We start from the raw sequence: 12,759 nt of genomic DNA, 5'->3' as shown, positions 1-12,759 counted from the left end.
GTGTGGGTCACAGCTGCGATCTGCGATTGGACGCGCGACGCGAAACGAGCACGTCGCGGAGGTCGATGATAGCGCGTGAGCCGCGAATCCGCGGATGAGGCCTGCGCGTCGCCTGAACCGGCCAGACGACGCGCCGCCGTCGTTATTGAACACCCTTTAGCGCGGTCGTCGCAACCGACGGCACCGAAATACCATGACTCGATGCGAACTGCACCGCCGCGCTCAACGTCGACATCAGCGACTGCAACTGCCCCGGCGCGGACTGGGCGATATACGAAGCCGCCTGCGCGGTCTGTGGGTTAAGACCGGACTGCAGCATGGACGTCGGACTCATCTGTCCGAGACTGCCAAGTCCGGACTGCAGGCTCGAATACTGGCTCACGCCCTTGCCTAGAGACGAGAGCCCATCCGTGAAGGCCTGCTTGTTGACGGGCGCGCCCGACGACGTGCCGCCGCTCGCGAATGCCTGCGTGAGGGTTTGCGACAGCGACTGCTGTGTGCTGCCGACCTGCGACAGCGTACTCGCCGACGGCGTTCCGCCGCTCAGCATGCCGGCGGCCTGCTGCGCCTTGTCAGCGGCGCTGCCCATTCCCATCGCCGAGGCCAGACTCGACTGCCCGCTCAACACCTGCTGGTTCGCACCGACATAGCTTTGCAACAACTGCGTCACGCCGCCCGACGACGGCGCCGCCGCACTGTTCGACGAATTCCCGCCGCCAATACCGAACTGCTGAAGGTTCAACTGCGCGTGCGACGCGCCGCTCACGAGCAATCCGGCGCTGACGATCAGCGAAAGCGAGAGGCTGCGTTGATTCATGTGTATCTCCTGATAGTGACCTTTCGGGGCAATCGTGCGCTTCGACAGCACATCGACGGCGGCGTTCGACTTCCATGCCTGTCGGCCAGTGTGCGCGGCGCACTTGACACATGTCAGTTATAGCTCCTCGCGCAAAAACTGCCGGTGGATCCGTCGCAATCAGACAGGTTGAACGAAGATCAACGTGATGAGGAGTACTCACGCTATCAATGAATCGATTCCAATCAGCAGAACTGTTCCGCGCGAGTCTTCACGATGCCGCCCCTCATCCTGGCTCTTTCCATCATGGGCATAGCCTCGATACCGCCCGGCAGAATCCAGACGCACCGAGAGTTCTTGAACCCGAACATGCGTCGGGCGCGGCGCCGTGGTGCCCGATGTCCTGGTCGATGGGTCGTTCAGATATGTCGACTGACCCATCCTGACTGATGCCTCGCCAGCAACCGTAAACTTTCGTTTTTATTACTCGCGCATAGCGATTGATAGAGATTTGTAAGTTTTAACTCAACCTTCAGTAATGTTGATGCGAATCATTCTCATTTGTGTTGACTGCCGCATCCCGCATGCGTACGATTTCGGCATTCGCAGAATCAGAAGTCGCCGGATGCGGCTGCGATCAACGACGTGACGGGCACAGGTAGCGTCGTGCAGATCGACATGAAAAAAAACCAGCAACAAAAAGGATTTCGATGAAGCTCGTACGGCCTACAGGACACGCCCCACGCAAGCGTCTCCGCAAGCCAGCCCTTGCACGCCTCACTGCAACGCGCATGCCCTTCCTGCGCCGCGCTGCACTCTGGACCGCCTTTGCATGCGCATCGCTGACCACCAGCGCCGCGTTCGCCGCGGCCAGTCCCGACGCCACCCCGGAAGCACCTGAAGCAGACCTGAATATTCAGGCGCAGCCCACTGGACAGTGGACGGGCTTCTGGACGCGTCAGCAGATGCTCGGCGATATAGGCGGCCTGCGTCCCTGGCTTGGCCAGTATGGCGTGACGTTCGGGCTCACCGAGACCAGCGAATATCTGGCCAACCTGCGCGGCGGTCTCGCGACGGGAGGCGCCTACGACGGCCTGACAACCGCTGCCGTCAGCGTCGATACGCAAAAAGCTTTCGGGCTGCCGGGTGGCCTGTTCAATATCAGCGCGCTGCAGATCCACGGCACCAACCTGAGCACGAGAAAGCTCGGCACGCTGAACACGGCGAGCGGCATCGAAGCCGAGGATACGACCCGCCTGTGGGAGATGTGGTACCAGCAGTCGTTCCTCAACAAGCGCGTCGACGTGAAGATCGGTCAGCAGAGCCTCGACCAGGAATTCATGACGAGCCAGTACGCCGCGCTCTTCGTCAACACGATGTTCGGCTGGCCGGGCGTGCCGTCCTACGACATGCCGTCGGGCGGCCCGGCGTATCCGCTGGCCGGACTCGGCATGCGCGTGCGCGGCCAGATCACGCCGTCGTTGATGGCGCTGGCCGGTGTGTTCTCCGGCGATCCGCTCGGCAACAATCCGGACAACATCAGCGGCACCAATTTCAACCTGCATAACGGCACGCTCTGGATCGGCGAGCTGCAATATTCGATCAACCAGCCGGCCGATGGCGAGATGGTCGGCATGAGCAAGAGCGGCCTGCCAGGTACCTACAAGATCGGCGTCTGGTACAACAACAATCCGTTCGACGACCCGCGTTACGACAACCTGGGCATACCGCTCGCGAACACGGCGGCATCGACCGGCATCCCGCAGACGCACCAGGGCAACTACAGCTTCTACGCGGTTGCCGACCAGATGGTGTGGCGCCCGGACCCGGACGAAGCGCGTAGCATCGGCGTCTTTGCGCGCGTGATGGGCGCGCCGGGCGATCGCAACCTGATCAGCGCGAGCGCGAACCTCGGCGTCGTGATGAAGGCGCCGTTCGCCGGCCGCGACTACGACAGCGTCGGCCTTGCGCTCACCTATATCAGGGTCGGCAGCCACGCGCGCGGTTTCGATGAGGACAACGTCGTGTTCAGCGGCGGCCCGTACACGGTGCGCAGCAGCGAAACCGTGCTCGAAGCGACCTATCAGTATCAGGTCACACCGTGGTGGCAGCTGCAGGCCGACGCGCAATACACGTTCAACGCCGGCGCCGGACAGAATCCGAACGATCCGACGCAGAGCCTGCGCAATACCTTCGTGATTGGCCTGCGGACCAACGTCACGTTCTGAACGCTTTTCTTCAACCCGAACCCTGCCCATCCGACCATGACGACATTCGACGTTCGGCAGGCAGGCACGGAGATACATACATGAAATACCCCACGCGCAAGGTCGGCGGATACACGGCGGGCACCGCACGCGCTGCGCTCGCCGCGACGGCCACCCTCGCCGCGCTCGTCGCCACGGGCGCAGCACAGGCGGAGCCGAAAGGCTTTCTCGAGACGGTGCATCGTCACACGACCCTGATCAACACCGTGCCCGAGAACGGCGACCAGAATCCGTACGCGATCGTCGTCGCGCCGGTTTCCGCCGGCACGGTCAAACAGGGCGACGTGCTGGTCGGCAACTTCAACAACTCGACCAATCTGCAAGGCACAGGCAGCACCATCGTCAACTACCATCCCGACACCCGACAGATGTCGACGTTCGCTACCGTGCCCCGCGACCTGAAGGCATGCCCGGGCGGCGTCGGCCTGTCGACGGCGATGACGATGCTGAAGTCGGGCTGGGTGATCGTGGGCAGCACGCCGAGCAACGACGGCACGACCGGCACCAAGGGCGCCGGCTGCCTGATCGTGCTCGACCCGCAGGGCAAGGTCGCCTCGACCATCGTCAGCCCGAATATCAACGACCCGTGGGGCAACATGGCTGTCGTGGACAACGGCACGAGCGCCACGCTGTTCGTGAGCAATGCGGGCTTCGGCGTCGGCGGCGCGGATGGCGATCCGCCGGTGTTCAAGCAGGCCACCGTGCTGCGCCTCGAACTCGACATTCCAGAAGGCAAGCCGCCCGTCGTGAAGCGGGAAACGGTGATCGGCAGCGGCTTCGGCGCGCAGGCCGACAAGGGCGTGTTTCTCGTCGGCCCGACCGGCCTTGCGCTGTCCGCCGACCAGAAGCTGCTGTACGTGTCGGACGCGATCGGCAACCGGGTCAACGAAATCGACGAGCCCATGACACGCGACACCAGTGCGGGCGTCGGCCGCCAGCTGAGCGCCGATGGTCTGCTGCACCGTCCGCTCGCGATGGTCACCGCGCCGAACGGCCACCTGCTTGTGACGAATGCGCTCAACGGCCAGGTCGTCGAGATCGATCCGGCGAGCGGCAAGCAGATCTACGCGCGCTGGATCGACACGGACAAGGCCCAGTCGCCTCCGGGCAACGGCGACCTGTTCGGCATTGCAATGACGCCGGAAGGCGACGGTTTCTACTACGTACAGGATGACGTCAACACACTCGTGCTCGCGAAATAAGATCATGCCAATCGACCACACTCCCCCGTCGCGCCCAGCGCGGCGCGGATTTCTGAAAGCCGGCGGCGTCGCGGTAGCGGCCGGTGCAGGCCTCGGCGCGGGCGGTCTCGCCCACGCGGCGCAGGCCGCATCCGGCAAGCCGCACACGGACGATCCGCAGCACGCCGTCGAGCCGTTTTTCGGCGCGCATCAAGGCGGTATCGTCACGCCGCAGCAAAGCCACACCTACGTCGCCGCGTTCGATCTCACGACCGACAAACGCGACGACGTCATCAGCCTGCTGCGCGAATGGACCAACGCCGCCGCACGCCTCACGCAGGGCGCACCGGCTGCATCGCTCGACACGGCCGACGACAGGTCGGCGCCGGATTCCGGCGACGTGCTGGGCATGGGGACCTCGAGACTGACCATCACCTTCGGTTTCGGCCCTGGCCTCTTCACGCACGAAGGCAAGGATCGTTACGGCCTCGCGAACCGCCGTCCGGCGGCGCTCGTGGATCTGCCGCGCTTTAACGGCGACCAGCTGATCGCAGAGAAAACCGGCGGCGATCTTTTCATCCAGGCATGCGCGAACGATTCGCAAGTGGCGTTTCACGCGGTGCGGCAACTGGCGCGCATGGGCTATGGCGCGATCCAGATGCGCTGGGGCCAGGCAGGTTTTGTGTCGGGACCGCGCGGACAGACCCCGCGCAACCTGATGGGCTTCAAGGATGGCACGAACAATCCGTCGACCCAGAAGCCGCCGCTGATGAACCAGTTCGTCTGGGCCAACAGCGCAGATGCGCCGTGGATGCAAGGCGGCACGTACACGGTTGTGCGCCGCGTGCGCATCACGCTCGAGCATTGGGACCAGATGGAACTCGGCTTCCAGGAGCAGGTGTTCGGCCGCCACAAGTACAGCGGCGCACCGATCGGCAAGAAAAGCGAATTCGACGCGCTCGACCTGAATGCGCAGGACAAGGACGGCAACCCGGTCATTCCCGAAAACTCGCACGTGCGGCTGTCGAACCAGGCGACCAATAACGGTGCGCAGATTCTGCGCCGCTCGTATTCGTACAACGACGGCACGAACTTCTACATCGAACGGTGGCCGCCATGGCGCCAGGAGACGGAATACGACGCGGGTCTGATTTTCATTGCACATCAGAGCGACCCGCGTACGGGCTTCATTCCGATCAACGAGAAGCTCGCGAAATTCGACATGATGAACCAGTTCACGACGCACGTCGGCAGCGCGGTGTTCGCTGTGCCGCCGGGTGCGCGCGAGGGCTCGTTCATCGGCGCGAGTCTGTTCGAGGCGTAAGCTTCGACATCCAGAAACGCGCGACAGGCACCGACATATCACCATCAGGAGGATCAGGAATCATGGCTTCATCCCGGTTTGGCACGCGTTTGCGCGTGTCCTGCAGCGCGGCGGCATTCACGCTGTCGCTCGCCACAGCCGGCGCGCACGGCGCGTCGATCACGCTGTATAGCGCGCAGCACGAGCAGGTCGTCAACACGCTCGCGAAGGATTTCGAAAAGGAAACGGGCATTGCGGTGAAGATCCGTAGCGGTGAAGGCCCGGCGCTCGCCGCGCAGCTGGTAGCCGAAGGCTCGGCCACGCCCGCTGATGTCTACTTCACGGAAAACTCGCCCGAGCTGATGCTGCTCGAAGAAAAGGGGCTGCTCTCCAAGGTAGACGCGGCGACGCTCGCAACGATCCCGGCACGCTTCAATTCGCCGACGGGACAATGGGTCGGCGTGACCGCCCGCGAAAGCGTGCTCGTCTACAACACGGCGAAGGTCCAGCCGTCGCAGTTGCCGCCGACGCTGTTCGATCTGGCGAAGCCCGAATGGAAGGGCAAGGTCGGCATTGCACCCAGCGACGCCGACTTCCTGCCGCTCGTGAGCGCCGTGCTCGCGCTGAAGGGCGAAGCGCAGACACTTCAGTGGCTGAAGGGCCTGAAGGCGAACGCCCAGATCTTCGACGACGACGAAGGTGTGGTGGCTGCCGTCAATCGCGGCGGCGTGGCAACCGGCATCATCAACAATTACTACTGGGACCGCCTGCACGCCGAACTCGGCGACAAGAAAACGCGCAGCGCAATCTATCACTACGGCAATGGCGACGTCGGCGGCCTCGTCAACGTATCCGGCGCAGCGGTGCTGAAGACTGCGCACAACGCAGCCGGGGCGCAGACGTTCCTCAAGTACCTCGTCAGTGAACGTGCGCAGACGCTGATGGCGAAGAACCACGTGAGCTTCGAATATCCGCTGCGCGCAGGCGTTGCGCCGGACCCGCTGCTCAAGCCGTTCGCTGAACTCACGCCGCCGTCGCTCACGCTCGAGCAGCTCGGCGACGACAGCCAGGCGGGCAAGCTGCTGCGCCAGGCGGGTCTGCTCTGATGGATCGGATGTGAGCGAGGCCATGATCGCCGCGACCGCGGCTCCCGCAACGGCGCGCGCCAGAAAGCGCGCGCCGCGCGGCCTGCTGGCGGCAGCTGCATTCAGCGCACTGCTGGTGCTGCTGCCGCTGGCGTTTACCCTCTATCGCGCCGCGACCTTAGGGCGCGACGACGCGATCGAACTCGTGTTCCGGCCGCTCGTCGGCGAACTGCTGGTCAACACGCTGCTGATCACCGTCAGCGCGACGCTGGCGTCGGCCGTCATCGGCACGGCGGCCGCGTGGTTCGTCGAGCGCACGCATGTTCCCGGGCGCCGCGTCTGGGCAGTGCTGACCGCTGCGCCGCTCGCCATGCCGGCTTTTATCACGAGCTATGCGTGGGTGTCGCTGAGTCTCGATTTGCAGGACTTTGCCGGCGCACTGCTCGTCATTACGTCCGCGTATTTTCCGCTGGTCTATCTGCCGGTTGCCGCTGCCTTGCGCGGCATGGACCCGGCGCTCGAAGAAAGCGCGCGCGCATTGGGCTGCGGGCGGTGGGCGACCTTCATGCGCGTCGTGCTGCCGCAACTGCGCCCCGCCCTGCTCGGCGGCATGCTGCTCGTCGCGCTCGGCGTGCTGTCCGAATTCGGCGCGTTCCAGTTGCTGCGTTTTCGCACCTTCACCACCGAGATCTACGCCGAGTACCGCACGAGCTTCGACAACAGCGGCGCATCGCTGCTCGCGTGCATCCTGATCGCGATGTGTCTCGTGTGCCTTGCGCTCGAATTCCGCGTACGCGGCGCGGCGCGTTATGAACGTGTCGATCGCGGCACACGCCGGGCTGCGCTGCGTTACGGCCTGGGCAAGTGGCGTTGGGCCGTGACGGGCGGTTTCGCAGCGCTCGCCATTGCCACGCTCGGCGTGCCGCTCGGCATGATCGGCTTCTGGCTCACGCAGGAAGGCGCCGCCGCGGTCACGCCAACGGAAGTGTCGCCCGAACTGCTGTTCAACGCGACGATGTCGTCGCTGGGTTTCGGGCTCGCCGCTGCGGTCGTCACGACGCTGCTCGTCGTACCGCTCGCGTTCCTGCTGGTTCGCTATCCCGGCCGGCTCGCGACGCTTTTCGAGCGCACCGTGTTCCTCGCACAAGGCATCCCGGGGCTCGTGATCGCGCTCGCAATCGTGTCGCTTGCCGTGCACGCGCTGCAGCCGCTCTATCAGGGCGCGACCTTGCTCGTGATTGCGTACGCGATCCTGTTCATGCCGCTCGCGCTCGTCAGCGTGCGCGCGGCGTTGATGCAGGCGCAGCCGCGTCTCGAAGAGACGGCTCGCGCGCTCGGCCTCAACTGGAGGCAGACGTTCGTGCGCGTGATGCTGCCGCTTGCCGGGCCCGGTCTCGGCGCGGCGGCGTCGATGGTGTTCATCTCCGTGGCCACCGAACTCAACGCGACACTGCTCCTCTCGCCGATCGGGACGCACACGCTCGCCACGCAGGTCTGGTCCGACACTTCGACGCTCGCCTTTGCCGCGGCCGCGCCGTATGCTGCACTGTTGACCGGTATTTCCCTGTGCGCGTCGGGCCTGCTGTTCGCGTTGCTTGGCCGCTCGGCCCTGGCTGGCAAGAGCGCCTGAGCACCTGAGCACCTGAGCACCTGAGCACCTGAGCACCTGAGCGCAGCAACTGTATTTCCATCTGATTTCCATGAGCGAACTTCGTATCAGCGGCCTGCACAAATCGTTTGACGGCCACGCCGTATTGCACGGCATCGACCTGTCGGTGGAGCGCGGCACGCTGCTGGCGCTGCTCGGTCCGTCAGGCAGCGGCAAGACGACCTTGCTGCGGGTGCTCTGCGGTTTCGAGCGGGCCGATAGCGGCACCATCGAAATCGAGGGGCGACGCGTCGCCGGCAACGATCTGCATCTGCCTTCCGAACAGCGCCGTATCGGTTATGTGCCGCAGGAAGGCGCGTTGTTTCCGCATCTGTCGGTCGCGGACAACATCGTGTTCGGGCTGCCGCGTGGCCAGCGGCGCGCTCGCCATCGCGTCGCGGAACTGCTTGAACTCGTGGGCCTGCCGGCCAGTTACGCGGAGCGCGCGCCGCAGCAGCTGTCGGGCGGCCAGCAGCAACGCGTCGCGCTGGCCCGCGCGCTCGCGCCGTCGCCGACCCTCGTGATGCTCGACGAACCGTTCTCGTCGCTCGATGCGGCGTTGCGGCTCGAAACCCGCCAGGCCGTCGCGAATGCGCTGGCGGCGGCGGGTGCGACTGCCGTGCTGGTCACGCACGATCAGTCGGAAGCGCTGTCGCTTGGACGCGAGGTCGCCGTGCTGTGGAATGGCAAGCTGATCCAGAAGGCGACACCGGAAACGCTCTATCGACGCCCCGTCACGCGCGAACTCGCCTCGTTCATCGGCGAAGCCGTGCTGCTGCCTGGCCTCGTGGCGCACGAGGTTGCCGTTTGCGCGCTCGGCGAACTGAAACTGTCGGCCCCCGTCGCCGATGGCCCCGTCGATGTGATGGTGCGGCCGGAGCAGATCCGCGTGCTCGCGGCCGGCGAAGCGGCGACGAACGGGACGCACACCTTCGATGCCGTGGTACGCGAAGTCACCTTCAACGGTCAGGACGCAAGCGTCCTGCTGCAACTGGGCGCGCAACACGCCGCCACGACGCCATCTGCCGCGATTCGCGCCCGTGTGCCCGGCTATCGCAGCCCACGTCCGGGCGACAGGGTACGGCTCGCCGTCGATGGCGAAGTGACCGCCTACGCGCGCGTCTGAGTGCGCACGGACAGGTCCTGCATCATCTGCGCGGCGAGATAGTCGCAGGTCGGCCGGTCGGATTTCGCGCTGCGTGCCACGACGATTTCGAGCGGCTCGATGTGAGGCAAACCCTGCGCCTCGCCATAAATCGTCAGGCGCGACGGCACGCTGCAGCGCGCCAGCGCCACGACGGCCAGCCCCGCATCGACCGTCGCCACGAGCCCGAGCAGACTCGCGCTGCTATACGCCGCGCGATATTTGATCCCGGCGTTGTTCAGCGCGTCGAGCGTGTGTGCGCGCGCCACGCATCCATGCTCGTACAGCCCGACGGGAAGCGGCGACGCGGCAAGCACCGAGGTATCTTCCGGCGAGCCGACCCACACCATGTCCTCACGCCGCACCAGATCACCGCGCAGCTTGCGGTCGCGTGTGACGAAGGCGAGATCGATCTTGTTGTCGGCCAGCATGGGCGCGAGCGCCGTGCTCTGCGCGCAGACGATCTCGATCTCGACATGCGGGTACAGATTCGAAAATCGCCGCAATACCGGCGACAGCAACGAAGAAACGTAATCATCCGGCGCGCCGAGCACGACACGGCCAGTCACCTCGGGCCGCGCAATCGCCGACCACGCTTCCTCATGCAGGTCGAGCATCCGCCGTGCGTATTCGAGCAGCGTGTTGCCCGGCCGTGTAAGCGCCAGATTGCGCGTGTCGCGCATGAAAAGCGTCGTGCCGAGCATGCGTTCGAGCCGCTTGATCTGCATGCTGACTGCCGCCTGCGAGCGATACACGCTCGCCGACGCCTTTGTAAAGCTGCCCGTCTCCACGACTGCAACAAACGTCCGCAAGAGATCGACGTCGAATTCCGGATGCATGATTTATCAATTCCGCTTATGGAATCTCTCAATTTTATTCGTTTGTAGGCAGACGGCAAGTCATCGATACTCGTCCCATCGTTGTCATTGACCGGAGCCATCCCGCATGAACATGACTGAACGCCAGCAGGGAGCCGTGACGCTGGCAGGCGGCGGCTTGCTCATGGGCACGCTCGGCATCTTCGTCGAGGAGGCGCGGCTTGGCGCGCTCACGCTCGTGTTCTTTCGCTGCCTGTTCGGTTTTCTGGCGTTGTTTGCGTACTGCGCGTGCAAAGGGTTTTTCGCGCGCCGCTATTTCACGCGACGCACCATGACGCTCGCGGTGCTCTCCGGTGCGCTGATGGTCACGCAGTGGGTCTGGTTCTTCGATGCGATTCACCGCACCAGCATCGCGGTGGCCACCGTCGTGTTTCACGTGCCGCCGTTCTGGGTCGTCCTGATCGGTGCGGCGCTCTTCAACGAACGGCTCGGTATCGACCGGCTCAGCTGGATCGCGGCCGCCTTCGTCGGGCTCGTGCTTGCCTCGGGTGTGGTTGCCACCGATAACCTGCAGGGCCATACGAGCTATCTGATCGGCATCGGCGAGGCGCTGGCCGGCTCGGTGCTCTATGCCGGCGTCACGCTGATCGCGAAAAGCCTCGGCGACCTGCGCCCGCACCTGCTGACGCTCGCCCAGTGTTTGGTGGGCGTCGTCTGTCTGCCATTCATCGCGCCGCTGACCGCCGCCCATATTTCGCCGCAGCAGTGGCTCTGGCTCGTCGGGATGGGCGTGCTGCACACCGGGCTCTCGTATGTGCTGATCTACGGCGCGCTGCCGAAACTCACCACGCCGGTTATCGCCGTGCTGCTCTTCGTGTATCCGTTGACTGCCATCGCCGTCGACGCAATCGTGTACGGACGGGCGCTGTCTCCCGTACAGCTCGCCGGCATGACTCTCATCGTGGCGGCGAGCCTCGGTGTCAATCTCGGCTGGCCGCTTCTTTCGACCATCCTGCCGCGCGCACGCGCCAGCCGTCACGCCGATTGACGACGCTTGCCGGGCGGCAAGGCGGCGTCGCGTAAGCGAACGCCGCGCCGCAACCGGCCATTTACTCGGGCAGCACTTGTCCCTTCGTCTCCGGTGCGAACGGAATGATGAAGAGGCCGATGACAAAGGCGAGCGCCGTCAGCGCCACCGGCACGCCGAGTGTATGCATGTGCAGCACCGCTGCGCCGAGCAGGAAGTTCACCCCCGCACCAACAAACCGGCCAAACGATGTGCAGAATGCGAAGGCCGTCGCCCGCACGCGCGTCTCGAACTGCTCCGGCAGCCACAGGCTGAAGAGCGCGAAGTTGCCGCCGAAGAAGCCGAGCACCGTGAGCCACGCGATAAACGGCGCGAGACCGTTCGGCAGATAGAACGCCCACCCGAAGCTCCCCACGATCGCCACGGCCATGCCCGTGAAATAGATCGCCAGTGTTTTCCTGCGGCCGATGCGCTCGGCGATTGGCGGCAGCGCAAGACAGCCGAGGATCGTCGCGATCGACAGCAAGCCGGTTGCGATCGACGCCATCTTGACCGACTCGGGTTTCGTCATGCCGGCCTTCGTTGCGAGCTGGATCACAGCCGACGGTTCATACACCGCCCCGGCCCACAGACCGATGATCGCGATCGTGAGCAACGCGCAGGCGACCCACGTGCGGCGCCGGTACTTCGGCCCAAGAATCTCCTGCAACGGTTTGGTGCGCACGGTGCGCGCTTCTGCCTTCTGCCACTTTTCCGTCTCCTTCACGCGCAGCAGGATCATGATCGCGCAGAAGACAGGCACCGCGCCGGTCAGGAACATCGCGCGCCAGCCGAAATGCACGCCGATCGTGTAGTTGAGCGCGGCGGCAAGGAAGAAGCCGGCGTAATAGCCGGTCTGCAGATAGCCGGCGCCCATCTTGCGACGATCCTCCGGCCACGCTTCAGCGACATAGGTGCCCGCGAGCGCCCATTCGCCGCCGATCCCGACGCCTGCGATAAAGCGGTAGATGCCGAGTTCCCACACGTTTTGCGAGGTCGCAGCGAGCCCCGTAAAGATGGCGAACGTGAAGATCGTGCCGGCCAGCACCCGGGTGCGGCCAAAGCGGTCGGCGAGCGGTCCCCAAATGAAAGACAGCCCCCATCCGACGAGGAACAGGGCGAACAGGATCGAACCGGCCAGCCCGACATTGGCCGGCGTCGCGGCGAAACCCGAGCGCGGCAGCAACTCGGTCAGTGCGGGCGTGAGGACCAGCGCGTAAATGAACGAGTCCATGCCGTCGAGTGTCCAGCCTGCCCACGCGCCCCAGAAACCAGCAATCTGCGAGCGATTGAGCGGTGTGCGCCGCCGCGCGGCAGACGCGCGGTCCGTAATTGAATTCATCATGCTCCTCCGGTGATACGGTTTGGAATACGTGCTTCGGAACGACGCTACGGCGCGCTTGTCGGGTTGATTGCCGGACGGGGTTTGCTGCCTCATTGTTGCTCGAGCA

At 64.7% G+C, this 12,759-nt stretch carries 10 protein-coding genes; 7 read left to right on the top strand and 3 right to left on the bottom strand.

All coding sequences use genetic code 11. The annotated features are described in order from the left end of the window. Positions 1-142: 142 nt before the first annotated feature. Positions 143-817, bottom strand: a complete 675-nt coding sequence (locus tag P3T23_RS37085) for a hypothetical protein (RefSeq protein ID WP_429321027.1) — start codon at positions 815-817, stop codon at positions 143-145. Positions 818-1,506: 689 nt separating this feature from the next. Between P3T23_RS37085 and P3T23_RS37080 the strand changes: the two genes are divergently transcribed. The 6 genes from P3T23_RS37080 to P3T23_RS37055 all read left to right on the top strand — a co-directional run bounded on the left by P3T23_RS37080 (position 1,507) and on the right by P3T23_RS37055 (position 9,406). Then, positions 1,507-3,024 carry a carbohydrate porin gene (locus tag P3T23_RS37080; protein ID WP_429321026.1) on the top strand — a complete coding sequence of 506 codons (1,518 nt, stop codon included), beginning with the start codon at positions 1,507-1,509 and terminating at the stop codon, positions 3,022-3,024. An 80-nt stretch (positions 3,025-3,104) separates the two neighbouring features. Further along, a complete protein-coding gene (locus tag P3T23_RS37075; protein WP_429321025.1) occupies positions 3,105-4,265 on the top strand; it encodes a hypothetical protein in 1,161 nt (386 codons plus the stop codon). 4 nt (positions 4,266-4,269) lie between these two features. Beyond that, on the top strand, positions 4,270-5,568 hold the full coding sequence (gene efeB / locus P3T23_RS37070) for an iron uptake transporter deferrochelatase/peroxidase subunit (RefSeq protein WP_429321024.1): 1,299 nt from the start codon (positions 4,270-4,272) through the stop codon (positions 5,566-5,568). Between the two features lie 62 nt (positions 5,569-5,630). Beyond that, positions 5,631-6,653 carry an iron ABC transporter substrate-binding protein gene (locus P3T23_RS37065; RefSeq protein ID WP_429321023.1) on the top strand — a complete coding sequence of 341 codons (1,023 nt, stop codon included), beginning with the start codon at positions 5,631-5,633 and terminating at the stop codon, positions 6,651-6,653. Positions 6,654-6,675: 22 nt separating this feature from the next. Continuing rightward, a complete protein-coding gene (locus tag P3T23_RS37060; RefSeq protein ID WP_429321022.1) occupies positions 6,676-8,262 on the top strand; it encodes an ABC transporter permease in 1,587 nt (528 codons plus the stop codon). Between the two features lie 70 nt (positions 8,263-8,332). After that, the gene (locus tag P3T23_RS37055; RefSeq protein ID WP_429321021.1) at positions 8,333-9,406 is read left to right on the top strand and encodes an ABC transporter ATP-binding protein; all 1,074 of its coding nucleotides are present in this window, start codon (positions 8,333-8,335) and stop codon (positions 9,404-9,406) included. On the opposite strand, the gene P3T23_RS37050 is transcribed toward P3T23_RS37055, so the two are convergent. Continuing rightward, the gene (locus tag P3T23_RS37050; RefSeq protein WP_429321020.1) at positions 9,391-10,263 is read right to left on the bottom strand and encodes a LysR substrate-binding domain-containing protein; all 873 of its coding nucleotides are present in this window, start codon (positions 10,261-10,263) and stop codon (positions 9,391-9,393) included. The two genes, P3T23_RS37055 and P3T23_RS37050, sit on opposite strands and share 16 nt — an antisense overlap. A gap of 106 nt (positions 10,264-10,369) precedes the next feature. Between P3T23_RS37050 and P3T23_RS37045 the strand changes: the two genes are divergently transcribed. Further along, positions 10,370-11,290, top strand: coding sequence for a DMT family transporter (locus P3T23_RS37045; protein ID WP_429321019.1), 921 nt, complete (start codon positions 10,370-10,372; stop codon positions 11,288-11,290). Positions 11,291-11,351: 61 nt separating this feature from the next. On the opposite strand, the gene P3T23_RS37040 is transcribed toward P3T23_RS37045, so the two are convergent. Further along, positions 11,352-12,650: an MFS transporter gene (locus P3T23_RS37040; RefSeq protein WP_429321018.1), complete on the bottom strand. Its 1,299-nt coding sequence runs from the start codon at positions 12,648-12,650 to the stop codon at positions 11,352-11,354. Between the last annotated feature and the right edge of the window lie 109 nt (positions 12,651-12,759).

Origin of the sequence: Paraburkholderia sp. GAS448, from assembly GCF_050435685.1 — a bacterium.
In the GTDB taxonomy this organism is placed as follows: Bacteria; Pseudomonadota; Gammaproteobacteria; order Burkholderiales; family Burkholderiaceae; genus Paraburkholderia.
Note: the sequence above shows the minus strand (reverse complement) of the source record. Positions and strands in the feature narration are given on the sequence as shown.